The following is a 25,853-nucleotide window of genomic DNA, read 5'->3' as shown; positions in this document are numbered from 1 at the left end:
CAGGGTGTAAAAATCGGGCTGAGTGTATGAAGCCATCAGCGGGGCTGACAAGTGAGATTTCTCTGCATCCTGCCGCTATTCATCTTTGCTGACCAGACTTAACATTTTACAGTCAGTAATCTGCTCTGTTCTCAACATCCCGACCGGTTTGCAGATGAAACTATTTGTGTAAAACGGGAGGGCGAACGCTTTACAGCCTGGCATTTTTTGCGCATTGTGAGCGCATTACATTTACAGGATACCGACATGACTCTCTCTCAGGCTGCTCTCAGCGACATCCTCTCCCGGCGCGACTGGGAAAACCCGGTAGTGACCTCGCTGCATCGGCTGGATGCCCACCCGCCCTTTGCCAGCTGGCGCGATGAAGCCGCTGCGCGTGATGACGCCCCGTCCGCCTCACTGCGCAGTCTCAATGGTGAGTGGGGATTCAGTTACTTTGCGCAGCCTGAAGCGATTCCCGCCAGCTGGTTACTGCAGGATCTGCCGGATGCCGGTACGCTTCCGGTGCCGGCCAACTGGCAGATGCACGGCTATGACGCGCCCATTTATACCAACGTGCAGTATCCGATCCCGGTCGATCCGCCGCGGGTAACGGCAGCAAATCCGACCGGATGTTACTCGCTCACATTCAGCATTGAAGCCGCCTGGCTGGAGACGGGACAGACGCGCATTATTTTTGACGGCGTTAATTCCGCCTTTCACCTCTGGTGCAACGGTCACTGGATTGGCTACTCCCAGGACAGCCGGCTGCCCGCCGAATTTGACCTGAGCGAGGTGCTGCGTCCTGGTAAAAACCGGCTGGCCGTGATGGTGCTGCGCTGGAGCGATGGCAGCTATCTGGAAGATCAGGACATGTGGCGCATGAGCGGTATTTTCCGCGACGTCACCCTGTTGCATAAACCCCGGGTTCATCTGGCTGACGTTCAGCTGGAAACCCGGCTCAGCCCGGAATTTTGCCGTGCGGATCTGCGCGCGCAGGTGCGTGTCGCGCTGCCTTCCGCCGTCACCTCGCGCTATCAGCTGCGTCTGACGCTGTGGCAGGGCGAGCAGCAGATTGCACAGTGTCAGCAGCCGCTGGGCAGCGCCATCATCGATGAACGCGGCCACTATCCCGAACGCGCTCTGCTCAGCCTGCCGGTTGAGCGGCCTGACCTGTGGAGCGCGGAGACGCCTCACCTCTACCGCGCCACGCTGGCCCTGCTGGATGAGCAGCAGCAGTTAATCGAGGTGGAAGCGTGGGATGTCGGTTTCCGCCAGGTCACCATCGACAATGGCCTGCTGTGCCTGAACGGCAAACCGCTGCTGATCCGCGGCACTAACCGTCACGAGCACCACCCTGAACGGGGTCAGGTAGTGGATGAGGCGATGATGCGCCGCGACATCATGCTGATGAAGCAGCACAATTTTAATGCGGTGCGCTGCTCGCACTACCCCAATCATCCGCTCTGGTACCGTCTGTGCGACCGGTACGGGCTTTATGTGGTGGATGAGGCCAACATTGAGACCCACGGCATGCAGCCCATGAACCGGCTCTCTGACGATCCGCGCTGGTTTGCCGCCTACAGCGAGCGGGTGACGCGCATGGTGCAGCGTGACCGTAACCACTGCTGCATTATTATCTGGTCGCTGGGCAACGAGTCCGGCCATGGCGCAACGCATGACGCGCTTTACCGCTGGGTGAAAAGCAGCGATCCGACCCGTCCGGTTCAGTATGAAGGCGGCGGTGCGGATACCGCCGCGACCGATATCATCTGCCCGATGTACGCCAGGGTGGATCAGGATCAGCCCTTCCCGGCGGTGCCGAAATGGTCACTGAAAAAGTGGATTGGACTGCCGGGCGAAACGCGCCCGCTGATCCTCTGTGAATATGCTCATGCGATGGGCAACAGCTTTGGCGGCTTTGCGAAATACTGGCAGGCTTTCCGTCAGTTTCCGCGCCTGCAGGGCGGCTTCGTCTGGGACTGGGTGGATCAGAGCCTGACCCGCTATGACGATCAGGGAGAACCCTGGCAGGCCTATGGCGGCGACTTTGGCGATACACCCAACGATCGTCAGTTCTGTATGAACGGGCTGGTGTTTGCCGACCGTACACCTCATCCGGCGCTCTATGAGGCGCAGCGCGCCCAGCAGTTCTGGCACTTCACGGTCGATCCCGACGATCCGCTGAGCTTTACGGTCAGCAGCGACTATCTGTTCCGCCACAGTGATAACGAAGTGTTACGCTGGCGCATAGAGCAGGCCGGCCAGGTCGTGGCGCAGGGTGATATCCCGCTTGATATCCCCGCGCAGGGCCAGCAGCGGATCACCCTGCCCTCCCCGCCTCCGTTGCAGGGCGAATGCTGGCTGAATGTTGCCGTGCATCAGGTGCAGCCGACCCGCTGGAGCGAAGCTGGCTGGCGTGTCGCCTGGGATCAGTGGGCGCTCCCCTCCACGCTGGCACTGCCTTCCCTGCCGGAAATCGGTGAAGCACCGCAGCTGCACGATAACGGCCGTGAGATTGTCGTCACCCACCGGCAGCAGCGCTGGCAATTTTCCCGTCACAGCGGCGAACTGGAACAATGGTGGGTGGATGACGAGCCGACGCTGCTGACGCCGCTTCAGGCGTGCTTTATCCGCGCGCCGCTGGATAATGACATCGGCACCAGCGAAGCGGAACGGATCGATCCCAACGCCTGGTCGGAGCGCTGGAAAGCGGCGGGCTATGACCAGATGCAAAGCCAGCGGATAGCGATTGCGGTCGATACGCTGACCCGGGCGGTGCAGATTGAGACGCTGCACAGCTGGCACGCCGGGGGACAGCTCGCCTTTATCAGCCGGATACGTTTTCTGATCAATGCACAGGGGGAGCTGACGCTGCAGCTTTCCGTTGAGCAGTCCCGCGGTATGCCGCCGCCCGCGCGCATCGGGCTACGCTGCGCGCTGACGACGATCCCGCAGCAGGTGAACTGGCTCGGCCTCGGTCCGCACGAAAACTACCCTGACCGCCAGCTGGCCGCACAGTTTTCCCGCTGGCAGTTACCGCTGGATCGGCTCTTTACGCCCTATGTTTTCCCGGGTGAGAACGGCCTGCGCGGCGGCACCCGTGAGCTTGATACCGGCAGCTGGCAGGTCAGCGGGGATTTCGCTTTCTCGCTGAGTCGCTTCAGCCTGGAGCAGCTACGGGAGACGTCACACCGCCACCTCCTGCGCCCGGAAGCGGGCTGCTGGCTGCATCTGGATGCGTACCACATGGGCGTGGGCGGCGATGACTCCTGGAGTCCCAGCGTCAGTCCTGAGTTTCTGCTGACTCAGCAGCGCTGGCAGACGGAACTGACGATTTGCCAGCCGGCGCGGGCAGCACGGTCTTCGGACGACGGTAAACGCGCTTCAGAAACAGCACATTAATCAGCACCACCACGGCGGTGGCAAAAAAGACCCAGCGGAAACCTGCCATCGCCGACACCGCCCCGCCCAGCAGCGGACCGGCAACGTTGCCGAGATACATAAACGACTGGTTGTAGCCGAAGATCCGCCCCGTAATGTTGTCGCGTGAATGGCGCACCAGCAGGGTCTGTACCGCAGGCATCATCGCACCATCGGCGAAGCCCAGCAGAAAGCGCAGCACGCCCAGCTGCGTTGCGCTGGTCACAAAGGACATGGCGATAAACAGCAGCAGCGAGATCGCCATCGTCGCCAGCAGAATACGCTGTGTGCCGATGCGATCGCCGAGTCGCCCCAGCCGGGGTGCGGCCAGCAGAGCAGACACGCCGGGCAGCGCGGCGATCACCCCGCTGAGAAACGCGATGTTCTCCGCATGGGGCGCCAGCTCCCGCACAAACAGCGTCAGGATGGGGTTAACCGACCCGTTACACATCTGAATCACCAGGGTGGTAAAGAACAGGCAGAGCACCAGTCTGGGGTTATCCAGCGAGCGGAACACCTCGCGTCCGCTGAGCTTCTCCTTTTTACTCACCGGGGTGTAGCCGGTCTCTTTAATCAGGAAGAGTGTAACCAGAAAACTGACCAGCAGCAGAGCCGCGGTGACCATGAAGACCATGCGCAGCCCCACCCCGTCAGCCAGCAGCCCGCCCAGCATCGGTCCCAGAATCACCCCGCCAATCTGGCCCGTAGAGACACAGCTTAGCGCCCAGCCGCTGCGTTCACGCGGCACCTGAGCGGCCACCAGCGCCATGGCGTTAGGGATATAGCCGGAGGTCAGCCCCATCAGGGCGCGCAGCAGCAGCAACTGCCAGGCTTCGGTGACGAAAGCCTGCAGCAGGATCACGATCCCCATGCCAGCAGCGGCGCGCAGCAGCATCAGTTTCCGCCCTTTGCGATCGGCCAGGCTGCCCCACAGTGGCGCAACGGCCGCTGAGATCACAAAGGTGATGCTGAACGTCAGTCCCGACCAGAGGCTCAGTGAGGTGCCGCCGGTGACGCCCAGCTGCTCAAGGTAGAGTGGCAGGAACGGAATAATCTGGCTGATCGCCAGTCCGGTAAAAAAACAGCCAAACCAGACCGAGATCAGGTTTATCTTCCAGGGTTCAATAATGCGTGGCATGGGCAGAGAGCGTGAAGAGAAAGAAGGCTGAGTTTAACCCAGGCCCGCTGTGCGTGACCGCCAGAACATGGCAAAAACGGCAAGCGTCTTGATTCTGCGCAATTTACGCCGCCGGACAGGTCGCGGATCTGTCGCCTGCCGATCTCTATCCCCCCTCAGCAGGATGGAAAAATATGTCATTGTGTTACTGACAACCGTTTGCTTCGCTTCTATGTTTAAAAAACCGCCAGCCACGGCGGTATGGCGATCGTTCCGATCGGTGTGACGCCCTCCGCAAACAACGGTGCAGACCGTCCGGCTATGCTGAGGCGAACCCGCGTATTAAGTAGATAAACGCCCCTGCACCCGGGTGTAAGGGAGAGGTCTGGGGTTTAGCGGAGGTGGGAAATGAGAGTGCAACCGAACAGCGCCAGCCGCGCTATCACCGACTATTTCAATGGCCCGAACTGGCGGACGCCGCCCGAGTCCGATCTGCTGGCGGTGATTATGCGCGAGATGATGGAGGCGGGTCAGCCCGCCACTAATAAAGCGATTATTGCGCGGGTGATTGAGAAACTGGAAGTCGAAGGGGACGAAACGCAGCTGCAACGTTATCGTACCCTGCTGGCTCAGTTAATCGACGCGCCACCCCGGGCCTGAAGCGCTGGCTTATTTCACCCAGCGCAGCTTATCCGCTTCGCTGATGCTGGCCCGCCCGCTGCTGCGCTGAAACAGGCAGAGCTCCCGTCCACGCTTATTGTTCATCTGACGCTGAGGATAGCGCCCCTCCAGCAACAGAGCGCTGTATCCTGTGCTGTCGTCATACTCAATCGGCTCGCCCAGCACCCTGACTTTGCTCAGGTGACTGGCGTTAATGCAGGCCTGGGTCATCACCTGACGGCTCTGTTGCCAGGCTTCGGCACTGGAGGCCTGCGCCGCTGCACTGCTGAGTAAGGCTACAGAGAGTAGCGCGCCTTTCATCCGTTTCATGTTCGCTCCTGTTACCGCCCGCAGGCGCTAAAAAAATTCCCGCCGGGGCGGGAATAAACAAGACGAGCATTGTCAATCGCGTGACGAGAAGCGCATCGAAATGCAGCGCCATTCTCGCCCGCCGTTATGACAAGGCTGTGACACCCAGGCCGTCAGCCGCAATAAACAGAGCTGATGTTGCCGTTTTTATCCGCCAGGAAGTTAAGCCGGTTGAGGTTAAAGTCCATGGTGACGGCAGAGTTATAAGGGATAGGACGCACCAGCTGATCGAAATGCTGTCCCTGCAGCGCGGTTAACGGTTTGCCGACATAGTGCTGAAACTGTGAGGCACCACAGCGATCATTCTCAGGATCCGGCTTCACGCTGGCCGTGTCAGAGTGGGAGGCGGATTGACAGGCGGTTAAGGCAAACAGACCCGCTACCAGCAGCCCTTTTCCATAAAATTTCACGTTTGATCTCCTGTTGGACGTGTAAAACCCTGTCCCCAAGAGTAGCAAAGCGTGCCGGTCAGGCTGAACTCTAAAAAAGTAAAGTTGTTACAGCCGCCGAAAACCGTAAGCGGTGGCGATCACAATTTAGGATTAATCGCACGCACTGCTTAAAAAAGAAACGCCCGGTGGCTACAATTAACTAAGATTATTCTTAGCTCCGGGAGTCCATAATGGAACTGATTATTTTTGTTGTCTGCGCCATGCTGATGACCGCCGTGGCGGTCAAAGTCCGTTAAGCGGACCCAGCCTGATTCTGCGCCGTTCTTTCCAGAAGCGTACTGAACGCAGCCAGCGGCATCGGACGACCGAGGAAGTAGCCTTGCCCCTCTTCGCACGAGAGCTGTTTTAACTGGTTCAGCTGCGCTTCTGTCTCAATCCCCTCTGCCGTAATGGTCAGCGCAAACGCGCGTGCCAGCGCAATAATGCCCGCTACCACTGACTGTGCCTGCTCCGACTCCGGAAAATCTTTCATCCATGAGCGATCGATCTTGAGGCCGTTAAAGGGGTAGGTTTTCAGGTAACCCAGCGCGGCATAACCGGTGCCGAAATCATCCACGGTTAACCTGACCCCCAGCGCCCGTAAGCCCTGCATCATCTCCAGCGCACGCTGCGGATGTTCAAAGGTGACATTCTCTGTGATCTCCAGCTCCAGGCGCGTTGCCGGCAGGCCGCTTCGGGCCAGCGCATCCGCCACCCGCTGCACCAGGTCGCTGGTGCGAAACTCCATCGGCGAGATATTCACCGAGACGTAGCGGTCGCCTCCCCACCCCAGCGCATCTTCACAGGCGCGCATCAGCACCCAGTCACTGATGGTGGCAATCAGTCCGCTCTCTTCCGCCAGCGGAATAAAGTGATCGGGTGTCATCCACTGATCCGGCGCAACCTGCCAGCGAAGCAACGCCTCGGCTCCCGCCAGCTGGCCGCTCAGCAGCTGATAGCGGGGCTGATAGTGCAGGCGAAATTCATTGTTCCTCAGCGCTTTCTCAATGCGGCGTGCCATTTCACGCTTATCCTCGCGCTGGCTGGCCATCTCGCTGGCATACCAGACCCACTGATTGCGCCCTGCTTCACGCGCTTCGGTGAGCGCGATATCGGCCATACGCAGCAGCGTTTCCGGGTGACTGGCATCCTGCGGGACGCAGGCAATGCCCATGCTGACCGTCAGATAGTGGACATGCTGGCCGGTGCTGATCGGCTGCTGAACCTCATGCACCAGCTGAGCACAGCGCTGATCGACCCGCTCGCGGTTCGTTTCACGCAGGACCAGCACAAACTCATCCCCGCCCAGTCGTGCCACCAGCTCCTGAGGCCCCGTGGCGCGCTTCAGACGCTGCGCGATCTGGCTCAGCACCTCATCGCCCGTCGCATGGCCCCAGGTTTCGTTGATCGGCCTGAACTGATCGAGGTCGAGCGTAATCAGCGTCAACGGCACGATCCCTTCCGGCTGCTCAAGATGCTGTGTCAGAAACTCCTGCAGCTGCACGCGGTTCGACAGGCCGGTTAAGACGTCATGACGCGACAGGAACTGGATACGCGCCTCCGCTTCCATACTCTGCGTGATGTCTGAAACCGTGCCGCGGAATCCGATACGGCGCGTGTCATGCCAGATCGTTTTCGCCACCAGCTGACCGATACGGCGGTTGCCCTGCGCCGACATAAACTGGCAGCGCAACGGCATCTGCTGCCCCTCCTCCTCCTGGCGCAGCAGCCAGGCGACCAGCGAATGGCTGGGATGGGTCAGCAGCTGATCGATGTGTCGCCCCAGCCAGTGTGACATGTCGTGGCCGGTGACATTTTCAAAGCGCGCGGACAGGTAGATCAGGCGGCCCTTCTCATCCGTCTCCCAGATCCAGTCTGACGCCGCCTCAGCGAGATCGCGAAACCGCGCTTCGCTGCTGGCCAGCTCCTGCTGGCTAATCGCCAGCATGGCGAAGCGCCGGTCTGAGAGAATCGCATTCGAAAGCGCATGGCGGCTGACGCGGCGGGTGATCAGACCAATGATGATCGCCATCAGCGTCAGCAGGGGCAACAGAAACAGGATCAGGCCCATTCCCGGCATCTTCGGTGTCCAGCGCAGGACAATCGGTTCGCCGTGCGGCAACGGCTGCACCATGCGCGGCTCGCGCAGCGCATCCTCTTCACTGTCGGGCAGACGCAGCTCGCGCACATCCAGCGAGGCACCCAGCGCCTGAAGCTTGGCGGGGGTAAACAGATTCACAAACACCATCACGGATGGCGGCCCCGCCTTTGACGGCGTGTTATCCACTCTTCCGCTGCTGATCGGGGCGGCCACCACGATGGCGGGCAGATGATTGATCTCTGCATCCTGCGTCATGGCCCTGTTGTTCAGCTGGCGCGCGGCCGCAATCAGGCCGGGCGTCTGCTGACCCAGCCACGCCTCCAGCGGCGTGTCCGTCAGCTGACCATCAATCACCGTGTAGGTGGTGTGACCTTTGCCATCCACCACGAACACGCCTTCATAGTGATACTCTTCATAAAGACCCGGACCAAAGTTCTCTTCGTCATACGCCCAGGCTTTGTTCACGCTGACGTGAAGATTACGCCACGCTTCGCCCCAGAAGGCATAATCCCGGATATCAGTGGCCATCGCCTCCTGACGACTCTTCCATGCCTGCTGCACCAGCAGCAGATCGTGCTCAGCCGATGTGCTGTTCTGCCGCTGGGCAATGGTCAGCACCATCACCATTGAGAGCAGCAGCACGCCAAACAGCAGCAGCGAAAGCGTACGCAGACTGCGGCGCGTAAAGCGCACAGTGCGGTCTTCAGCAGCCTGTCTGAATGGCGGTGAGGGCGGTGCCGGGGGGTTAAAATTCATTGAAAGTGCTCACTACACAACCAGGTTTTAGTCACGGGCCAGCCCCGTAATACGGGGGGCTGACCAGATAGTTTCCTCAGTTATCGGCCCGCCTGCTCCGGTGTTTAGTCTGCGGCAAAAATAAGCATGCAATATTGTCTCAAGGGCTGACTCGACAGCGATCAGGCGCATTGCTACTATGCGCTAACCTTCGCTGGCAGAGTCGCCTATGAACACCAATTCCGACAGAGTGACCCTGACGCTGTTCTACGTCGGCAGCTTTGTGGTTTATTACCTGGTTACCATGCTGATCACGCTGTTTCCCAACTACAGCGTGCTGCGCAATGACGGACTGCTGGTGCCGGTGCTCTGCCTGTTTGAATTTGCGGTCATCTACCCGCTGTATCGCTTCTACTGCCAGCGCCGCGCCGATTTGCCGCTGGGTGAACTCGGCATGCTGCAGACCCTGCTCTTTACCGGCGCGCTGTTTGTCCTGATGGCGGCCCAGATGCAGTTTATGCAGCCGGAAGGCTGGCTGGTGATGCAGGCCCAGCAGGGACGCAATTCGCTGCTGATTCTGCTGCTCACCGCCGTGCTGCTAGCCCCGGTGTTTGAAGAGGTGCTGTTCCGCGGATTCCTGTTGCAGGGCTTTCTGCTGTGGGCGCCGCGCAGCCGCTTCGCCTGTATGCTGCTGACCTCGCTGCTGTTCGCGGTGATGCACACGCAGTATGTTCACTGGCAGACCCTGATCGCCCTGACACTCTTTTCGCTGCTGCTCTGCTACGCCCGGCTGCGGAGTAACAGTCTTGCCCTGCCTATCTTTCTGCACACCCTGAACAACCTGATTGCGCTGCTGCCCGCCTGGTATTTCGCGGGCTGACGCCTCATCGCCTCATCGCTGACGCACCGTTTTCCGGCCGTGTCGCGGGCCACCGCTCACACTGACAATGCTGCCCCGGCACGTTTGTCTATACTGGTGGATAAAAAGGGAAAAAAAACGTCACAGTCCGGACCAGCAGACCGTGTAAAGGAGAAGAGCGATGTTGATAGGATTTGTGTTGTTAGTGAGCGCGTGTGGATATGATGCCTGTGAGGCGTTACCCGTCTCGGAGCGTATCTATCCGACCAAAGCCGACTGTGAAACGATGGCGCACCGTATTCACAAAGTCAGACCGAACGTGGTCCTGCTTTGCGGTGAAGTTCATCGCTGATTCAGGACCAGTCGCAATAAAGCCGCGCGGCAACATTGCAAGCTGGCGATTTAGCGTACAAAATATAAGCTGTTGTTCACCATTATCGTTGTGAATCCCATGAAAACATCACGTCCCCGTCGTCCTGCCGGACGCTGGGTTTACTATCTTTTGTATGATGGCATTCTGTGGCCCTGCCCTGTCCGCTGGGAGTGGGAGAGCAGTTATGGCGGCTGGCTGCCGTTTTACTACACGCCTACCTTTGAGTTTGTGGTGGGCGATCCGCGTAAGGCTCATCGCATTGCGCGCAGCGACGTGCGCGTCAGACGGCGCGAAGATGCCTTTGTCTGAGCGAAATCTACCGCCACGGCAGCTATGAGGCTGTCAGCAGGAAGTAAATCGCCTCCAGCACGATAATCACCATCAGTAAGATGCCCAGCGTGTGGCGACCTGTTCCCTTCATCGGTTCAGGCCCAAATCATCGCAGCCCGGCGTATCAGCAGCAGTGCACTACAGATGCATAACAGCACCAGCACCATCTTCCACTGTTTTCTGGCCGCCCGGACTCTCATCATCGCGGTTTCCTCTCTGTCAGAAAGCAAAGATGCGCCTGAAGGCGCATCTGTTTCGGTCAACAGCAGGACCGGTTGTGCATAGCGTCGCGCCAGGGTCGCCAGAGGGCGACCCGTTACCGGCATCAGTTATTCAGCGTGTAATCCAGTGTGATTTCCGCATTCAGTAACTGAGAAACCGGGCAGCCCGCCTTAGCGTTGTTGATGATTTCATCAAACGCTGACTTATCAATGCCTGGCAGAGAGACGGTGCTGGTCAGCGCCACTTTGGTGATGGCAAAGCCGTCGCCTTTTTTGTCCAGCGACACATCGGCCGTGGTATCAATGCTTTCCGGCTTGTGACCCGCATTGCCCAGCATCAGCGACAGGGCCATGGAGAAACAGGCCGCGTGCGCTGCACCAATCAGCTCTTCCGGGTTGGTGCCTTTGCCGCCTTCAAAACGGGTGTTAAAGCCATAGGGCTGCTGGCTCAGCACGCCGCTCTCGGTGCTGACGGTGCCTTTGCCTTTGATATCGCCTTCCCAATGCGCCGAACCTTTCTTATGAATGGTCATCTCATTCCTCCTGTGGGTAAAGAAGCTAAGTATAGACAATGCATTCATTTTCGCAGGCTTAACTCACCGCGCGCGGACGGGGTGAAGCGCTCTGCGGTTCCAGCAGCGCCCCGGCCTGCACCAGCGAATCGCGCGTGATATCCGCGATGGACTTCGCGCCGGTCAGGGTCATGGCAACGCGCATCTCCTTCTCAATCAGGTTCAGCAGGTTTTCCACGCCGCGCTGACCGTGGGTCGCCAGCGCATAGATAAAGGCGCGTCCCAGCAGCACGCTGTCTGCGCCCAGCGCAATCATGCGCACCACATCCAGCCCGTTGCGGATACCGCTGTCTGCCAGAATGGCAAGATCCCCTTTGACGGCATCGGCAATCGCCGGTAACGCCCGCGCAGACGACAGCACACCATCCAGCTGACGGCCGCCGTGGTTAGACACCACAATCCCGTCGGCCCCGAAGCGCACCGCATCGCGCGCATCTTCCGGGTCCAGAATCCCTTTGATCACCATGGGCCCGTCCCAGAACTCACGGATCCACTCCAGATCGCGCCAGGAGATAGAGGGATCGAAGTTGTTCGCCAGCCAGCCGATGTAATCTTCCAGTCCGGTCGGCTTGCCGAGATAGGCAGAGATATTGCCCAGATCGTGTGGACGTCCCTGCAGGCCGACATCCAGCGCCCACTGCGGATGCGTGACCGCCTGCCAGTAGCGCCGCAGCGCGGCGTGTTTACCGCTCATGCCGGAGTGCGCATCGCGATAGCGGGCACCCGGCGTCGGCATATCGACGGTAAAGACCAGAGTCGAGCAGCCCGCGGCTTTGGCGCGCTCCAGGGCGTTGCGCATAAAGCCGCGGTCGCGCAACACATAGAGCTGGAACCACATCGGGCGGTTAATCGCCGGTGCCACCTCTTCAATCGGGCAGACCGAAACCGTGGAGAGAGTAAACGGAATCCCTTTCAGGGCGGCCGCACGCGCCGCCTGCACCTCTCCCCGACGGGCATACATGCCACACAGTCCTACCGGCGCCAGCGCAACCGGCATCGACAGGGTTTCCTTAAACAGGGTCGTTTCCAGGCTCAGTTCTGACATGTTCTTCAGAATACGCTGGCGCAGCGCCACGTCCGACAAATCCTCCACATTGCGACGCAGGGTATGTTCGGCATAGGCCCCGCCGTCAAGATAGTGGAACAGGAACGGCGGCAGGATACGTTGCGCGGCGGCGCGATAGTCACTGGCAGCTGAGATAATCATCAGTCAGATTCCTTAGGGTTGCGTGTGTCGTTATCCGGTAAGCGGGTGATGCGCGCCTGACGCGCTTCATCTTCATGCAGGCTTTTCATGGTGGTGTGAACAAACCCCAGGTGCTGCATCGCTGCCTGCCGGGCGGCGTCGGCGTCGCCCGCGAGAATGGCGTCGAGCAGCGCCTGATGCTGTTCCGTGAGGCGGGCAAAAATCGCAGGCTGGGTATACATCCGCTGACGGCTCTGCATGACCGAGGATTGCAGCAGTTCAAAAAAGCCCCGCATGGTCTGCAGCAGCACCAGGTTGTGCGACGCCTCGGCAATCGCCAGATGGAAGCGCACATCGGCCTGGGCGGCGAGATCGGGATCGTCACTCTCCTTCAGCTTCAGCGTGGCATCAAAGGCGTATTGCAGCCGCTCTCTGTCGGCGTCGGTGGCGCGCAGTGCCGCATGCCAGGCGGTGCTGGCCTCAATGGCGTGACGCGCCTCCAGAATGTCATAGCGGTAGTCGGGATCGTCATGCAGCAGCTGGCGAATCGGCTCCACGATGCGCTGTTCCGACCAGGGGGCCAGCTGCTGCCGGAGCCAGGTTCCGCCGCCGCGCCGGCTGATCAGCATCCCGCTGCTGATCAGCTGCTGAATCGCCTCACGCAGCGAGGAGCGTGAAACGCCGAGTTCAGCCGACAGCTGTCGCTCGGCGGGCAGGCGCATGCCTGGCTCAAGTTGATGGTCGGTGATGTACGCCCGCAGGCGCGTCACCAGCGGGTCTGCCGGGTTTGTCATGGGATCATCCAGGGGAAAACGTAGGCCTGAAGCGTGGTAATGAGACCGACCATACAGGTGAAAATCAGGCTGTGTTTCACGGTAAAGCGGAACAGGTCAGACTCTCTGCCCACCAGCCCGACCGCCGCACAGGCGATGGCGATCGACTGCGGTGAGATCATCTTGCCGGTCACGCCGCCGGTGGTGTTGGCCGCTACCAGCAGGACATCGGAGACGCCAATCTGCTGCGCGGTGGTGGCCTGCAGGGCGGCGAAGAGCGCATTGGATGAGGTGTCCGATCCGGTCAGGAAGACGCCCAGCCAGCCCAGAAACGGCGAGAAGAAGGTAAACGCGTGACCGGTGTGCGCGAGGGCCAGCGCCAGCGTGGCGGAGAGGCCGGAGTAGTTGGAGATAAAGGCAAAGGCAAGCACCATCCCGATAGAGTAGATGGGCAGCGCCAGCTCCTTCAGCGTGGCCGCGAAGGTCTGCAATCCGGCCCTGGGCTTCATGCGCAGGAAGATCATCGCCGCAATCGCCGCGATCAGAATCGCGGTGCCGGTGGCGGAGATCAGATCGAGCTTATAGAGAGCCGGATAAGGGGTGGCGCTGCTGACCACCGGCGGCACCCGCGCCACCAGCCCATTCAGCAGCGGAACCGGTATGTTCAGCACCCACTCATAGAGCGCGCCGCCCTGGGTGAACAGCGCCTTAAACGGCGGAATACTCCAGAGCGTTACGGTGGCGGTGAGAAACAGGAACGGCATCCAGGCGCGAACGATCTGGCCCAGCCGGTACCTCTGCGGCGGCGTCAGGGCGTCATCCTGCTTCGCCCCGGCATCAGCAAAGCGGAAGATGCGCACCGGCTTCCAGACCCGCAGAAACAGCGTCAGGGATATCAGCGAGGCGAGCGACGAGATAATGTCAGGCAGCTCCGGGCCCAGAAAGTTGGAGCTGAGAAACTGGGCGACAGCAAAGGAACCGCCCGCCACCATGACTGCCGGCCAGGTCTCTTTTACCCCACGCCAGCCATCCATAATCGCCATAATCCAGAACAGCACAATCAGGGTCAGCAGCGGCAATTGACGTCCGGCCATCTGGCCGATGGCGAAGCTATCCAGCCCGGTGACCTGCCCCGCCACGATAATCGGAATTCCCATCGCGCCAAAGGCGACCGGCGCGGTATTCACGATCAGGCAGAGTCCGGCGGCATAGAGCGGGTTGAAGCCCAGCCCCACCAGCAGCGCGGCGGTAATCGCGACGGGTGCACCAAAGCCCGCCGCCCCTTCCAGAAAGGCGCCGAACGAGAAGCCGACAATCAGCATCTGCAGGCGCTGATCGGGCGTAATCGACAGGATAGAGGCGCGGATAATATCGAACTGGCCGGTTTTAACCGAAATTTTGTAGACGAAAACGGCGGCGACAATGATCCAGGCTATCGGCCACAGGCCGTAGAGAAAACCATACACCACGGCGGCCAGCGCCTGTGCCACCGGCATCTGATAGAGGAACAGCGCCACCAGCAGCGCCAGCACCACAGTCAGGGTGGCCGCCAGATAGCCCTTCATCTTAAGTTTAATCAGTGCAAAGAAGAAAAACAGAATCGGTATCAGTGCGACCAGGCTCGAAAGCCAGATGTTGCCCAGCGGATCGTAGTTTTGTTGCCAGATCTGCATGCCGTTATCTCCAGAGGAAAGATGAGGTGGAAGACAGTCGCTGTGCTGCATTCCTTCAGCCCGCCGGATTGGTCAGACCACATCCGGCTTTCGCGGGCCTTATGGCTGGAGATAGTTAATGCATTGTTAACCTGTGGCAACAAAAGTTGCGCGATTTTTCTGGTTGTGTGAACCAGGGAAAAATATTGCGCCGATTGGTCTGACCAAAATCAGGCATTTTCTTCGGGAAAGGCGTGCGGATAACTGCGCGGATGGAAACGCAGATTCAGCGCAATCAGCAGCAGCGTAACCGCCGCCTGCAGAACCCACACGCTGGTGAAGTGGCCGGTAAGCGTGTGCAACTGCCCGGCGATAAACGGCATACTACCCGCGATTATAAAGCCGACGCCCTGCATAAAGGCGACCAGCCGTGCACCCGCCTGCGGCTGCGCCAGATGATCCAGGGCCAGAACCAGCGCCAGCGGAAACGCCCCGCCCAGTCCTGCGCCCGCGATCCCCGCCCAGAGCCAGGGAGCCAGCTGCGGGGCAAACAGGAAGCCAAGCATGCCGCTGAGCTGCATCGCCAGCGTCAGCAGCAGCAGCGGACGGCGATCGCGCCCCCGCGCCATCAGAGGCAGCAGCAGCGCCCCGGTCACCTGACAGCCGATCATCATGCCGAGCAGTGAGCCGCCCGCCTGCGCAGGCCAGCCGAGCTGGTGATAGAAGTCGGGCAGCCAGGCGACACAGATGGCGTAACCGCCGTTCACCAGGCCGAAACTCAGCGCCAGGGTCCAGGCGCGCGGTTTACGCCAGAGGGAAGGCAGCGCTGCCCTCTCCTGGCGGGCGACCGGTCTGCTGGCGATAAACAGCCAGAGCAGCATAGCCAGCACCACCGGCAGCGCCCAGCTGCTCAGCGCGCCCTGCCAGCCAAGCTGCCCGGTCAGCCACGGCGAGATTGCCGCACCGATGCCGCCGCCGCCCATCAGCGCCGCGGCCCACAGACCGGTGACCCCGGCACTGCGCTGGCCAAAGCGCTGACGGATCACTCCCGGCATCGCCATCTGCACGATGCCGATGCCCGCACCGCCCGGCAGGGTCGTCAGCACCAGTCCTCGCCCCTCTGTCACAAACAGCCGGCTCGCCAGGGCCAGCAGCAACAGCAGCAGCCCGCCCAGCAGCAGTTTGCGCACGGAAAAGCGCTGCATCAGTGGCGCACTGACGAGGGCAATCGCGCCCATCATCATCATCGGCAGCGCTGGCAGCAGCGACGCCGCCAGCGGTGGCAGGCCAATGCTCTGGCGTAACTGGCCGAGCAGCGGGCTGACGGAGGTCATCAGCGGCCGCATATTCAGCCCGGCCAGTACCAGTGCCGCCAGCAGCAGAACGTTATCTCTCTTCATCGGCAATCCATACGTTTAAAAGTTGTCAGCCTGACAGCAGCCGATACTATTGGGAAATGAAATATTACTCTGCCAGGTAGTGAGAAAATGAATCGTCAGCCGATGTTTACTCCGCAGCAGTTGCTCAGTTTTGTGGCCGTGTGCGAAACCACCAGCTTCACCCGGGCGGCCGACCGGGTGCACCTGTCGCAATCCACCGTCAGCCAGCAGGTGCGGCGCCTTGAGGAGATGGTAGGAAAGGCGCTGCTGGTTCGCTCCTCGCATCAGGTGCAGATCACCGAAGAGGGCGAGAAACTTTTGGGATATGCCCGCCGGATTATTGCGCTGAACGGGGAAGCCCACGATGTCCTGAGCGATCAGTGGCGCGACGGCGTGCTGCGGCTGGGAGTGCCGGAAGATTTTGCCGCCCCCACCGCCGGTCTGCTGGCGCACTTCAGTCGCGCTCACCCTCAGCTGCGGCTGGATGTGATGAGCGGCATGCAGGTGGAGCTGAGGCGCGCCTGGCAGCGTGAAGAGCTGGATATCATGCTGATTAAGCAGCCCTATGGCGATCGTCCGCTGGCATCGCGGCCGGAACCGCTGCTGTGGCTCGACAGCGCAGAGTGGCCCTGCTTCGAACAGACGCCGGTGCCGCTGGTGCTGTTTCCCCAGCAGGGGCTTTATCGCGATGAGGTGTGTCAGACGCTCGATGCGCTGGGCCGAAGCTGGCGCATCACTTACAGCAGCGCCAGTCTGGTGGCGCTGGCCGCCGCCAGTGCGCAGGGGCTGGGGCTGACGTTGCTGCCCGCCAGCTGTCGCCTGCCCGGACATCGGGTGCTGGGCCGTGAGCAGGGGCTGCCGGTGATTGATACTTTTGAACTGGCGCTGTTCTGCCGTCATCCACAGGATCCGTTGCAGCGCGCGCTGGCGGAATCACTGGCGGCGTTCGGTCAGCTGCGCTGGCAGTGAAATATCGAATAGTCACCAGTGAGAAATAGCGCAGCAGGGTAAGCCCGCCTTTGTCAGATTAACGGTCTGTTCCCCTGACTGGAGTTTTTATGCCCGTTTCCTCTTCATCGAGCCGCCGTGACTTTCTCGGACACGGTGTCCGCTGGACCGCCGCAGGCGGCCTGCTCGCTGCGGGTCTCGGCCCGGCCAGTGCCGCGACGATCTCCGCCCCCTCCGTCTCCCACCCTGACACCCCCGCCCTGCTGCCTCAGCAGGATCACTATCTGCTGCGCAATGTGCGGCTGGAGGAGGGATTTATCCGTGAGGAGGATGAGATCGTCGCCACCCGCACCGGCCGTTACGATATCAGCGTGCGCGACGGCAGTATCGAACGGCTGACGCCCGCCGGTCAGGGCGACACGACTCTGCCGTCATGGGATGCGCAGGATGCACTGCTGCTGCCCGCCACCCGGGATATGCACATCCATCTTGATAAGACCTTTTACGGCGGCCCGTGGCAGGCGCCCCGTCCCCGTCAGGGCAAAACCATCATGGATATGATAGCCCGCGAGCAGGTGCTGATTCCGCAACTGCTGCCGCACTCACAGGCGCGCGCCGAAGCGTTAATCGCCCTGCTGAACGCCAAAGGCACCACCCGCGCCCGAAGCCACTGCAATATCGATCCGGTCAGTGGCCTGCAGAGTCTGGAACATCTGCAGGCGGCGCTGGCGCGGCACCCCGCCTTTCACTGCGAGATCGTGGCGTTTCCACAGCACGGCCTGCTGCACTCGCAGGTCGATGGCCTGATGCGTGAGGCGATGCAGCACGGCGTCGCAAAGGTGGGCGGGCTGGACCCCACCAGCGTGGATGGCGCGATGGAGAAGTCACTGGATGCGATGTTCCGGATTGCACTCGATTATCAGCGCGGCGTTGACATCCATCTGCATGAAACCTCCCCGGCTGGCGTAGCCGCGATCCAGTACATGATCGATACCGTCGCCAGGAACCCGGCGCTGAAAGGCAATGTGACGCTGAGCCACGGTTTTGCGCTGGCGACGCTGGAGGGGAGCGCCCTGAACAAAATGATTGAAGGGCTGGCAGAGCAGCAGTTCAGCGTCGCCTCAACGCTTCCCCTCGGCAAACTGACTATGCCGATTTCGCAGCTGCAGGCGGCGGGCGTAAAAGTCATGACCGGCACCGACAGCGTTATCGATCACTGGTCACCCTTTGGCACCGGCAGCATGCTGGAAAAAGCGAATCTCTATGCCCAGCTCTATCGCGGATCGGATGAGTTTTCGCTGTCGCGGGCGCTGGGGATTGCCACAGACGATCGGCTCCCGCTTTCGGCTCAGGGTGAGAGACAGTGGCCGCAACCGGGCGATGATGCGAGCATGATGCTGGTAGCCGCCAGCTGCTCCGCCGAAGCCGTGGCACGTATTTCACCGGTAGTCGCGACCTTCTCGCGCGGTAAACCCGTGTTTGCGCTGTCATCGGCCTGAAATCGCAGGGCGGATGGTGGGCGTTTAGCCTGCTTAGTCACAGCGGAGAGAGCGAGCCTGCTCAGGGAAGCCACTGCCGGACTTAAAGCGAAGGGAGCATACGCCTGTAGCAAAGCATAGCGGGCCAGGGATGGCCCGCGCTGAGCCTGCCAGGGATGGCAGTTTTGCGTCTTTGCGGAGGGCGTATGCTCCCTGAAGCCTGCTCTGAGTGGAAGCTGAGTGGTATCGTGAAATGGATCGAGCCTGCTCAGGGAAGCCAGTCAGATCGGAAAGGCGCTTAAGCCAATCCCTGGCGCGGGACGTTTTCCTCTTCTGACTGGCTTCCCTGCGCTTTAAGCTTATTTATCGCTGATAGATTTCTTGTGCCCACGGTTTATCAGCAGCGACCTTCCTGAAACGGGAAGCGACTGCCGGACGTAAAGCGAAGGGAGCATACGCCTGTAGCAAAGCATAGCGGGCCAGGGATGGCCCGCGCTGAGCCTGCCAGGGAAGGCGGTTTTGCGTCTTTGCGGAGGGCGTATGCTCCCTGAAGCCTGCTCTGAGTGGAAGCTGAGTGGTATCGTGAAATGGATCGAGCCTGCTCAGGGAAGCCAGTCAGATCGGAAAGGCGCTTAAGCCAATCCCTGGCCGCTCGGCCCGCGCCGTCCCTGGCGCGGGACGCTTTCCTCTTCTGACTGGCTTCCCTGCGCTTTAAGCTTATTTATCGCTGATAGATTTCCGGTGCCCACGGTTTACCAGTAGCGATAGTTTTGAAACGGGAAACGACTGCCGGACATACGCCTCCCAGAAACGACAGAGCCTCCACAGGGGAGGCTCTGCATTTACCTGAGCGGAGTGCGTGTTACGCGCTTTTGGCCCATTGTTGATTCGACATTAATTCCATTGCCAGCGCGTATAAGCGACGATCTTCCTGATCACAGGGCTCATCTTCCGCATAACACCCGATCATCGAAGCGATCTTATCCGCAGATAAGCTCTCTCCATGAACGTGAAGTGTCAGTACGGCGCGGCCTACTATTTTAAGCACATTTTCATGTGGTCCCTGGATGCTATTACTCAATGCAAATACCCTCTACCGGTCGTTGTACCAGGAATATGGCGCGCTAAATATAAAGCAATTAGCTCAGGATTTTTATCGGCACCAGGAGTGATATTTTTTAATGATTAATTCTATTACTGGAGTCGTGACAAAGGATTTATCCGATTAACAATGAAATAAATTTTTAAAAACGGCAGCTTATAAACCTATGACTGGCCTCATGAAATACCCTTTTTTGATTAGTCGCCTTCGGCACCGGCCAATTAATTAAAAAAAACCACCATTTTCAGGCAAACTTCAGTCTATTCCTAAGCGATACGGCAGGGATAGATTCACCCTGCTAACCATCGAGGTTCCCGTTGCCGTCTGGCATGCTTTCTGCCAGACTTGCCCCGCAATCATGCCCTACACTTTCAGCCTCAGAGGCCGCGCCCGTGACCGCTTTTTCTACCCTCAATTCGCTTCCCGACAGCCAGCTCGATAACCTGCGCGAGATGGGCTACACCAGCATGACGCCGGTCCAGGCCGCCACGCTGCCCGCCATTCTGCAGGGACGCGACGTGCGCGCGCAGGCAAAAACCGGCAGCGGTAAAACGGCTGCGTTTGGTATCGGCTTACTGCACCATATCGACAGCACCCGCTTTCAGACGCAGGCCCTGATCCTCTGTCCGACCCGTGAACTGGCGGATCAGGTAGGCAACGTGCTGCGCCAGCTGGCACGCTTTACCCGTAACATCAAAGTCCTCACCCTGTGTGGCGGACAGCCGATGAGCGCACAGCGCGACTCCCTGGTGCATCCGCCGCATATCGTGGTCGGCACGCCAGGCCGTATCCTCGATCACATCCATCGTGAAAACCTCAAGCTCGACCAGCTCAACACGCTGGTGCTCGATGAGGCAGATCGGATGCTGGAGATGGGCTTCCTGAATGATATGGAAACGATCATTGAAGCCACCCCCGCGTCACGCCAGACCCTGCTCTTCTCCGCGACCTGGCCTGACGGCATCACGGCTATCAGCACCCGCTTCCAGCGCGACGCGCTCAGCGTGGTGACGGAAGATGTCAGCGAACTGCCCGCTATTGACCAGCAGTTCTTTGAAGCGAGCCACAATGAAAAACTGGGCTTACTGATTGCCCTGCTCAGCGATCATCAGCCTGCTTCCTGTGTGGTCTTCTGTAACACCAAACGTGAATGCGACGATGTTGCCGCGGCGCTCAACGCACGCGACATCAGCGCCCTGCCGCTGCATGGCGATCTCGAACAGCGCGACCGCGAACGCGTCCTGATCCGCTTCGCTAACGGCAGCGGCCGCGTCCTGGTCGCCACCGACGTCGCCGCACGCGGACTCGACATCAAATCACTGGCGATGGTCGTCAACTATCAGCTCGCCTGGGACCCTGAAGTCCACCTGCATCGCATCGGGCGCACGGCACGCGCCGGTGAGCATGGCGTTGCGGTCAGCCTGGTGGCACCCGATGAGATGGCTCGCGCCCATGCGCTGGAAGATTTCCTGCAGCAGAAACTGCCGTGGATCGCGGCCAGCACGCTGAAAAAAGGCAGCAGCAAACCGCTGCCTGCGGCCATGATGACGCTCTGCATTGATGGCGGTCGTAAAGCCAAGATTCGTCCGGGCGACATTCTGGGGGCACTGACCGGTGAGGCGGGGTATCGCGCGGAGCAGATTGGGAAGATTGTGCTGACGCCAACCCATGCCTATGTGGCCATTGAAGCCAGTCAGGCGAAAGGCGCGCTGGTGAAACTCAAGCAGGGCAAAATCAAAGGCAAAACCTGCCGGGCGATTCTGCTGAAGGATTGAAAAAACGGGCGAGGATAACCTCGCCCGTTTTTATTACGGCTCTTCGATTTGGGTCACGTGCAGCGTAGTCTTATCCCCTTTACCCTGCACCTTGCCGCTGACCCGCACTTTGTCTTCCGCAGTGTAGGTCTTACCATCAAAGGTTTTCTTCGGCGCGATAATCGGTAACGTCCCGGTGTTGTCGCGGAACTGATAACGTTCACCCTGCTCTTTCTTCACGATGTAGCCTTCCAGCGTCACGTAACCGCCCTGACGGAAGTCGCGGATCTGATCGATATGCGTCTGACCGGTATCTTCAGAGCCTTTATAGCCCGCATCCTGCTTGTGCTGTGGCGGTGGCGTTTCGCCCGCTTTGTATCCACCCTCTTCCGCTGCAACGCCCGCGCTCACCATCACCAGCAATGACGCTAAAATCACTTTTTTCATTTCACACTCCTTTATTGGAAAGGTGTCCATGTTGAACCTTCAGGGTTAAGCCTGGCACATTAATTGGCGATCGTTTTATTTCACCCTTCTCTTCTCACCTTTTTCCGTTTGCTGCCGATAACCTTTACACACCCTATTTCACCAGCTGCGTTAACGCAGAGGCAACCATGGATAATTTTCAAAAAGAGATTGATGAAAGAGCGAACCTCGCGTTATCGAACAAGTTTGAGCTGCTGCTTTTTCGCTTAGGTTCCGATCAGCTGAAAGGCAAGTCCGAGCTGTTTGGCATTAACGTCTTCAAGCTGCGTGAAATTGTGCCGATGCCGGCCATCACCAAAGCCGCTGGCATGCGGTCACCGCTGCTGGGGATGGCGAGTATTCGGGGTCAGTTCATTCCGGTCATCGACCTGCCTGCCGTGGCCGGTTGTGTGCCGGAAACCGGCCTTAACCTGCTGCTGGTGACCGAGTATGCCCGCAACACTCAGGCGTTTGCCGTTGAGTCCGTTGAGAACATCGTGCGTCTCGACTGGAGTCAGGTTCACACCGCGGAAGCGGGTATCGGCGGTCGCAACATCACCAGTATCGCCTGTCTGGACAGTGACAAGCAGAGCAATGAGCTGGCGATGGTACTGGACGTTGAGCAAATCCTGTATGACATCATTCCGTCGGTGCGCGGCGTTGAGCCTGAAGCGGCGCGACCACGCACGTTCAACTATCGCCCCGGCGCCGTTGCGATTGTGGCAGAGGATTCCAAAGTGGCGCGTCAGCTGCTGGAACAGGGCCTGAAGAGTATGGGCATCCCGGCGCTGATGTATAACACTGGCCTGGAAGCCTGGGAAAAAATTAAGCAGATGAGCCAGGAAGCGCAGGCAGCAGGCAAGTCGATCCATGACAAAATTGCTCTGGTGCTGACCGATCTGGAGATGCCGGAAATGGATGGCTTTACGCTGACCCGCAACATCAAGCGTGACCCGATTCTGAAATATCTGCCGGTGGTGATTCACTCCTCCCTCTCCGGCAGCGCCAACGAAGATCACGTGCGCAAAGTCGGTGCCGATGGCTACGTGGCGAAGTTTGAGCTGAACGAACTGTCAGACGTGATTTTCAACGTTCTCGACGCGGCCCGCTAAGCGAATGCGGGCACATTCGCCCGCGTTTACGGCTCACCTGACAAGGAACCGACTATGCACATTGAAACCTTACCCGTTACCCCTGCTCGCCAGAAGCTGCTGCGTGGCCGTTTACGCCAGCTGGCATGGATTACCGCCGTTACCCTGAGCCTCGCATTCTGGGCTGGCCTCTACTTTTTGATTTTCTGACGTTTAAACCATTGCTTAAACCGGGCTGTCAGCGTTTCTGCTGACAGCCTTTTTTTTTGTCTTAATTTCGCCGCTCAATCATTGTTCATTTTTTCTGATGCTTAGACCCGATTATTTATTCACGCAACGTTATTACTTAAAAAATATTAAAGGTACACCTGCGCACTCCGATAACTGTATGCGCGAGACCCCCTTTTTGTCTGCGGTCCTGGCCTCAGGCATCAGCAAGGCACTGCGCACAACGGCAAGGCACCTGATTGTTGATAACTCATTGATTAATATTAAGACGGGAAGAGATTATGTTCATTATCAGTAATATGAAGGTGGGAATACGGCTCGCTGCAGCCTTTGGTATTATTGTCACGCTACTAATCGTCATCGGCGTAACCTCGATAACGAGGATTAACAGTATTAATACGGCGATCGCCTCGATCGTTGACGATCGTTATGTAAAGGTCCGGCTGGCCTTTGATGTGCGCGACGGCGTTAACGATCAGATTAAATATCTGCGCGGCATGGTGATCGACACGCTGCACCCGGAAAAGAATGCGAAACGCTTTGGTCAGCTGGAAGAGGCGACACAACGCACAAACAACGCCATGAAAAAGATCGAGGCCATTCAGGTCACGCCGGTGGGTAAGAAAAAGATCGCCGGTCTTCTCGCGTCATCGCTGGCCTTCGAAAAGGTGAAAGCCGAGCTGATGGCACTGGTACAGGCGGGTAATTTTGATGCTGCCAGCACCTATGTGCTGCAATCCATGACCGCCACACAGAATAAATTCCTGCAGGACGCCATCAATTTTGCCAACTCCCAGGACGCGCAGCTGCGCAGTGAGGGTCAGGGCATTATGGATAATGGCCAGTCGGCTATTACGGTCACGCTAATTTTCTCCGCCCTGGCGATTCTGGCTTCCATTGTGCTGGGCTACTTCCTGACCCGCTCTATCGTGCGTCCGCTGGTGGCGGCGGTTGACGTGGCTGAACGTGTTGCCGCAGGCGATCTGAGTTCGCAGATGCAGGTCACCTCGCGTGATGAGACCGGCATTCTGATGCAGGCGCTGCAGCGGATGAACGACAACCTGCTCTCTATTGTGACCGAAGTGCGCACCGGCTCCGACACGATCGCGGTGGCCTCGAATCAGATCTCCAGCGGCAACCTCGATCTCTCTACCCGTACCGAACAGCAGGCCAGCTCGCTGGAGGAGACCGCATCGGCCATGGAGCAGATGACTTCGACGGTGAAGCACAACGCCGATAATGCGCGTGAAGCCAATCATCTGGTGTCGGCAACCTCCAGCGTGGCGCGTGAAGGCGGCGTGGTGATGGAGCAGGTGATTGAGAAAATGGAAGCGATCGCCCTCTCCTCACGGAAAATTGTCGATATCATCAGCGTTATCGACTCCATCGCTTTCCAGACGAACATTCTCTCTCTGAACGCGGCGGTTGAAGCGGCACGTGCGGGCGAACAGGGTCGCGGTTTTGCGGTGGTTGCGACGGAAGTGCGCAATCTGGCGCAGCGTTCAGCGTCAGCGGCAAAAGAGATCAAAGTGCTGATTGAGGACTCTGTCGCGAAAGTCGATGAGGGCAGCAAGCTGGTCACGCATGCGGGCTCTACCATCGGGGAGGTGGTGAACAGCGTGCAGAGCGTGGCGAACATCATGAGCGAAATCACTATCGCCAGCAGCGAACAGAGCAGCGGCATCAGTGAAATCAACCAGGCGATTACCCAGATGGAAGCGGTGACCCAGCAGAACGCCGCGCTGGTACAGGAAGCCTCAGCCGCGTCACAGGCGCTGCAGGATCAGGCAGAGCGGATGGCACAGGCCATGAGCGTGTTTAACACCGGTAAACTCTCCCTGCAGCCGGTACTGCGTTAACGCCCGAAGCGGCCTGCTGCGGCAGGCCTGTTTCCGGGTCGGGCAATAGCAGAGACAAAAAAGGCTGCCAGAGGCAGCCTTTTATTACTGTAAATGCAACAACGCTATATGGCTCACTAGCCTGTCAGAGTGCGCGAGGCTGGCTCTGAATCGCAATCCTTGCCGTGTTCACCTGAACAACAACAGATTTGCAGAAAATGCATTTCGCTCCATGCGGGTTGGCTCTTGTGACATCAAAATGTGATGTACGAAACTGTGAGCCATGACAGTGTGGACATTTAAAAGTAATTTTCAGTCCTTAGAGACCAACAACGTTCGCAGCAGCTGGGCCTTTGGCGCCATTTTCTACTGTGAATTCAACTTGCTGACCTTCGTCTAATGAACGGAAATCGGTGCCCTGGATTGCAGAGAAGTGTACGAATACATCTTTGCTGCCGTCCTGAGGAGAGATGAAACCGAAGCCTTTCTCTGCGTTAAACCATTTAACGGTACCGCGAATTTTGTTAGACATGCTTAAATCCTTAATATATCGAGCCTTCCGGCATAATGGCCTGAGAACAGATTTTAATCAGAATGTAAGAGAAGACTCAAAAAGAAGGGATGTCTCGCGACAGACTTAGAGATGAGAACTGCTTTGGTTACTTACTTTGATAGTGTCTGTTAATCAAACCGACGATTCATTAAGCCACACTTAACCAGGTGGCGCAAGCCGCAATTGAAATTAATCTCAAATTGTGCGGCCGCCCGTTTCAGCGGGCCGGCATGCGG

Annotated in this window: 24 protein-coding genes; 11 read left to right on the top strand and 13 right to left on the bottom strand. The window is 58.9% G+C overall.

The annotated features are described in order from the left end of the window. The first annotated feature begins 246 nt into the window (after positions 1-246). Positions 247-3,384, top strand: coding sequence for a beta-galactosidase (locus tag HFD92_RS11395; protein WP_167428957.1), 3,138 nt, complete (start codon positions 247-249; stop codon positions 3,382-3,384). Here HFD92_RS11395 and HFD92_RS11390 read toward each other — a convergent pair. Beyond that, positions 3,266-4,540 (bottom strand): multidrug efflux MFS transporter, encoded by a 1,275-nt coding sequence (locus HFD92_RS11390; RefSeq protein ID WP_167428956.1) that lies wholly within the window; start codon positions 4,538-4,540, stop codon positions 3,266-3,268. The genes HFD92_RS11395 and HFD92_RS11390 overlap by 119 nt on opposite strands. Positions 4,541-4,927: 387 nt before the next feature. Here HFD92_RS11390 and HFD92_RS11385 point away from each other — a divergent pair, with 387 nt between their 5' ends. Then, on the top strand, positions 4,928-5,179 hold the full coding sequence (locus HFD92_RS11385; RefSeq protein WP_009091829.1) for a biofilm development regulator YmgB/AriR family protein: 252 nt from the start codon (positions 4,928-4,930) through the stop codon (positions 5,177-5,179). Between the two features lie 9 nt (positions 5,180-5,188). Here HFD92_RS11385 and HFD92_RS11380 read toward each other — a convergent pair whose 3' ends face one another. The 3 genes from HFD92_RS11380 to HFD92_RS11370 all read right to left on the bottom strand — a co-directional run bounded on the left by HFD92_RS11380 (position 5,189) and on the right by HFD92_RS11370 (position 8,836). Continuing rightward, entirely contained in the window at positions 5,189-5,509 is a 321-nt protein-coding gene (locus tag HFD92_RS11380; protein WP_046101327.1) for a hypothetical protein, read from the bottom strand. 152 nt (positions 5,510-5,661) lie between these two features. Beyond that, a complete protein-coding gene (locus HFD92_RS11375; RefSeq protein WP_009091832.1) occupies positions 5,662-5,958 on the bottom strand; it encodes an I78 family peptidase inhibitor in 297 nt (98 codons plus the stop codon). 274 nt (positions 5,959-6,232) lie between these two features. Beyond that, a complete protein-coding gene (locus HFD92_RS11370) occupies positions 6,233-8,836 on the bottom strand; it encodes an EAL domain-containing protein (protein WP_009091833.1) in 2,604 nt (867 codons plus the stop codon). 208 nt (positions 8,837-9,044) lie between these two features. On the opposite strand from HFD92_RS11370, the gene HFD92_RS11365 reads away from it, so the two are divergent. The 3 genes from HFD92_RS11365 to HFD92_RS11355 all read left to right on the top strand — a co-directional run bounded on the left by HFD92_RS11365 (position 9,045) and on the right by HFD92_RS11355 (position 10,356). Beyond that, complete coding sequence (locus HFD92_RS11365; protein ID WP_009091835.1) at positions 9,045-9,695, top strand: CPBP family intramembrane glutamic endopeptidase; 651 nt, start codon at positions 9,045-9,047, stop codon at positions 9,693-9,695. 160 nt (positions 9,696-9,855) lie between these two features. Next, complete coding sequence (locus HFD92_RS11360) at positions 9,856-10,026, top strand: hypothetical protein (protein ID WP_009091837.1); 171 nt, start codon at positions 9,856-9,858, stop codon at positions 10,024-10,026. 99 nt (positions 10,027-10,125) lie between these two features. Next, positions 10,126-10,356 (top strand): hypothetical protein, encoded by a 231-nt coding sequence (locus HFD92_RS11355; RefSeq protein WP_046102016.1) that lies wholly within the window; start codon positions 10,126-10,128, stop codon positions 10,354-10,356. A gap of 116 nt (positions 10,357-10,472) precedes the next feature. Here HFD92_RS11355 and yniD read toward each other — a convergent pair whose 3' ends face one another. From yniD to HFD92_RS11330, 6 genes are all read right to left on the bottom strand, one after another. Further along, the gene (yniD, locus tag HFD92_RS21800) at positions 10,473-10,577 is read right to left on the bottom strand and encodes a small membrane protein YniD (protein WP_370525227.1); all 105 of its coding nucleotides are present in this window, start codon (positions 10,575-10,577) and stop codon (positions 10,473-10,475) included. A 125-nt stretch (positions 10,578-10,702) separates the two neighbouring features. Further along, a complete protein-coding gene (locus HFD92_RS11350) occupies positions 10,703-11,131 on the bottom strand; it encodes an OsmC family protein (RefSeq protein ID WP_046101325.1) in 429 nt (142 codons plus the stop codon). A 58-nt stretch (positions 11,132-11,189) separates the two neighbouring features. Next, positions 11,190-12,377, bottom strand: coding sequence for an FMN-dependent L-lactate dehydrogenase LldD (gene lldD, locus HFD92_RS11345; RefSeq protein ID WP_009091844.1), 1,188 nt, complete (start codon positions 12,375-12,377; stop codon positions 11,190-11,192). Further along, the gene (gene lldR, locus HFD92_RS11340; protein ID WP_009091846.1) at positions 12,377-13,150 is read right to left on the bottom strand and encodes a transcriptional regulator LldR; all 774 of its coding nucleotides are present in this window, start codon (positions 13,148-13,150) and stop codon (positions 12,377-12,379) included. The genes lldD and lldR overlap by 1 nt, the downstream gene beginning before the upstream one ends. Beyond that, positions 13,147-14,802 (bottom strand): L-lactate permease, encoded by a 1,656-nt coding sequence (gene lldP, locus HFD92_RS11335; RefSeq protein ID WP_167428955.1) that lies wholly within the window; start codon positions 14,800-14,802, stop codon positions 13,147-13,149. The genes lldR and lldP overlap by 4 nt, the downstream gene beginning before the upstream one ends. Before the next feature lie 209 nt (positions 14,803-15,011). Continuing rightward, positions 15,012-16,181, bottom strand: coding sequence for a cyanate transporter (locus HFD92_RS11330; RefSeq protein ID WP_167428954.1), 1,170 nt, complete (start codon positions 16,179-16,181; stop codon positions 15,012-15,014). Positions 16,182-16,268: 87 nt separating this feature from the next. On the opposite strand from HFD92_RS11330, the gene HFD92_RS11325 reads away from it, so the two are divergent. From HFD92_RS11325 to dbpA, 3 genes are all read left to right on the top strand, one after another. Next, positions 16,269-17,129 (top strand): LysR family transcriptional regulator, encoded by an 861-nt coding sequence (locus HFD92_RS11325; protein ID WP_167428953.1) that lies wholly within the window; start codon positions 16,269-16,271, stop codon positions 17,127-17,129. 89 nt (positions 17,130-17,218) lie between these two features. Further along, positions 17,219-18,607, top strand: coding sequence for an amidohydrolase (locus HFD92_RS11320; protein WP_167428952.1), 1,389 nt, complete (start codon positions 17,219-17,221; stop codon positions 18,605-18,607). A 1,473-nt stretch (positions 18,608-20,080) separates the two neighbouring features. Then, positions 20,081-21,463, top strand: a complete 1,383-nt coding sequence (gene dbpA / locus HFD92_RS11310) for an ATP-dependent RNA helicase DbpA (RefSeq protein ID WP_046101317.1) — start codon at positions 20,081-20,083, stop codon at positions 21,461-21,463. A gap of 33 nt (positions 21,464-21,496) precedes the next feature. Here the strand turns inward: dbpA and HFD92_RS11305 are convergent, their stop codons facing one another. Then, a complete protein-coding gene (locus HFD92_RS11305) occupies positions 21,497-21,889 on the bottom strand; it encodes a YgiW/YdeI family stress tolerance OB fold protein (RefSeq protein ID WP_009091859.1) in 393 nt (130 codons plus the stop codon). Positions 21,890-22,056: 167 nt separating this feature from the next. Here HFD92_RS11305 and HFD92_RS11300 point away from each other — a divergent pair, with 167 nt between their 5' ends. The 3 genes from HFD92_RS11300 to HFD92_RS11295 all read left to right on the top strand — a co-directional run bounded on the left by HFD92_RS11300 (position 22,057) and on the right by HFD92_RS11295 (position 25,085). Then, positions 22,057-23,019 carry a chemotaxis protein gene (locus HFD92_RS11300; RefSeq protein ID WP_167428951.1) on the top strand — a complete coding sequence of 321 codons (963 nt, stop codon included), beginning with the start codon at positions 22,057-22,059 and terminating at the stop codon, positions 23,017-23,019. Positions 23,020-23,073: 54 nt separating this feature from the next. Further along, on the top strand, positions 23,074-23,208 hold the full coding sequence (locus HFD92_RS21795) for a hypothetical protein (protein ID WP_255348909.1): 135 nt from the start codon (positions 23,074-23,076) through the stop codon (positions 23,206-23,208). 299 nt (positions 23,209-23,507) lie between these two features. Beyond that, positions 23,508-25,085 carry a methyl-accepting chemotaxis protein gene (locus tag HFD92_RS11295; RefSeq protein WP_046101315.1) on the top strand — a complete coding sequence of 526 codons (1,578 nt, stop codon included), beginning with the start codon at positions 23,508-23,510 and terminating at the stop codon, positions 25,083-25,085. A gap of 124 nt (positions 25,086-25,209) precedes the next feature. Here HFD92_RS11295 and HFD92_RS21790 read toward each other — a convergent pair whose 3' ends face one another. Both HFD92_RS21790 and cspA read right to left on the bottom strand, forming a co-directional pair. Next, positions 25,210-25,380 carry a cold-shock protein gene (locus tag HFD92_RS21790; protein WP_140028666.1) on the bottom strand — a complete coding sequence of 57 codons (171 nt, stop codon included), beginning with the start codon at positions 25,378-25,380 and terminating at the stop codon, positions 25,210-25,212. 3 nt (positions 25,381-25,383) lie between these two features. Continuing rightward, the gene (gene cspA, locus HFD92_RS11285; RefSeq protein WP_009091867.1) at positions 25,384-25,596 is read right to left on the bottom strand and encodes an RNA chaperone/antiterminator CspA; all 213 of its coding nucleotides are present in this window, start codon (positions 25,594-25,596) and stop codon (positions 25,384-25,386) included. Positions 25,597-25,853 lie beyond the last annotated feature (257 nt).

The organism is Pantoea sp. EKM101V (assembly GCF_011800325.1).
Classification (GTDB): Bacteria; Pseudomonadota; Gammaproteobacteria; order Enterobacterales; family Enterobacteriaceae; genus Pantoea; species Pantoea anthophila.
Note: the sequence above shows the minus strand (reverse complement) of the source record. Positions and strands in the feature narration are given on the sequence as shown.

Bases quoted from the DNA above. Each gene is read 5' to 3' on its own strand.
- lldR (WP_009091846.1), bottom strand. From the start codon at position 13,150: ATGACAAACCCGGCAGACCCGCTGGTGACGCGCCTGCGGGCGTACATC.
- HFD92_RS11320 (WP_167428952.1), top strand. From the start codon at position 17,219: ATGCCCGTTTCCTCTTCATCGAGCCGCCGTGACTTTCTCGGACACGGT.
- HFD92_RS11295 (WP_046101315.1), top strand. From the start codon at position 23,508: ATGTTCATTATCAGTAATATGAAGGTGGGAATACGGCTCGCTGCAGCC.
- HFD92_RS11395 (WP_167428957.1), top strand. From the start codon at position 247: ATGACTCTCTCTCAGGCTGCTCTCAGCGACATCCTCTCCCGGCGCGAC.
- HFD92_RS11390 (WP_167428956.1), bottom strand. From the start codon at position 4,540: ATGCCACGCATTATTGAACCCTGGAAGATAAACCTGATCTCGGTCTGG.
- HFD92_RS11385 (WP_009091829.1), top strand. From the start codon at position 4,928: ATGAGAGTGCAACCGAACAGCGCCAGCCGCGCTATCACCGACTATTTC.
- HFD92_RS11365 (WP_009091835.1), top strand. From the start codon at position 9,045: ATGAACACCAATTCCGACAGAGTGACCCTGACGCTGTTCTACGTCGGC.
- HFD92_RS11355 (WP_046102016.1), top strand. From the start codon at position 10,126: ATGAAAACATCACGTCCCCGTCGTCCTGCCGGACGCTGGGTTTACTAT.
- HFD92_RS11330 (WP_167428954.1), bottom strand. From the start codon at position 16,181: ATGAAGAGAGATAACGTTCTGCTGCTGGCGGCACTGGTACTGGCCGGG.
- HFD92_RS21795 (WP_255348909.1), top strand. From the start codon at position 23,074: ATGCACATTGAAACCTTACCCGTTACCCCTGCTCGCCAGAAGCTGCTG.
- HFD92_RS11325 (WP_167428953.1), top strand. From the start codon at position 16,269: ATGAATCGTCAGCCGATGTTTACTCCGCAGCAGTTGCTCAGTTTTGTG.
- HFD92_RS11370 (WP_009091833.1), bottom strand. From the start codon at position 8,836: ATGAATTTTAACCCCCCGGCACCGCCCTCACCGCCATTCAGACAGGCT.
- cspA (WP_009091867.1), bottom strand. From the start codon at position 25,596: ATGTCTAACAAAATTCGCGGTACCGTTAAATGGTTTAACGCAGAGAAA.
- yniD (WP_370525227.1), bottom strand. From the start codon at position 10,577: ATGAGAGTCCGGGCGGCCAGAAAACAGTGGAAGATGGTGCTGGTGCTG.
- HFD92_RS11305 (WP_009091859.1), bottom strand. From the start codon at position 21,889: ATGAAAAAAGTGATTTTAGCGTCATTGCTGGTGATGGTGAGCGCGGGC.
- HFD92_RS11360 (WP_009091837.1), top strand. From the start codon at position 9,856: ATGTTGATAGGATTTGTGTTGTTAGTGAGCGCGTGTGGATATGATGCC.
- lldD (WP_009091844.1), bottom strand. From the start codon at position 12,377: ATGATTATCTCAGCTGCCAGTGACTATCGCGCCGCCGCGCAACGTATC.
- lldP (WP_167428955.1), bottom strand. From the start codon at position 14,802: ATGCAGATCTGGCAACAAAACTACGATCCGCTGGGCAACATCTGGCTT.
- HFD92_RS11380 (WP_046101327.1), bottom strand. From the start codon at position 5,509: ATGAAACGGATGAAAGGCGCGCTACTCTCTGTAGCCTTACTCAGCAGT.
- HFD92_RS11300 (WP_167428951.1), top strand. From the start codon at position 22,057: ATGGATAATTTTCAAAAAGAGATTGATGAAAGAGCGAACCTCGCGTTA.
- HFD92_RS11350 (WP_046101325.1), bottom strand. From the start codon at position 11,131: ATGACCATTCATAAGAAAGGTTCGGCGCATTGGGAAGGCGATATCAAA.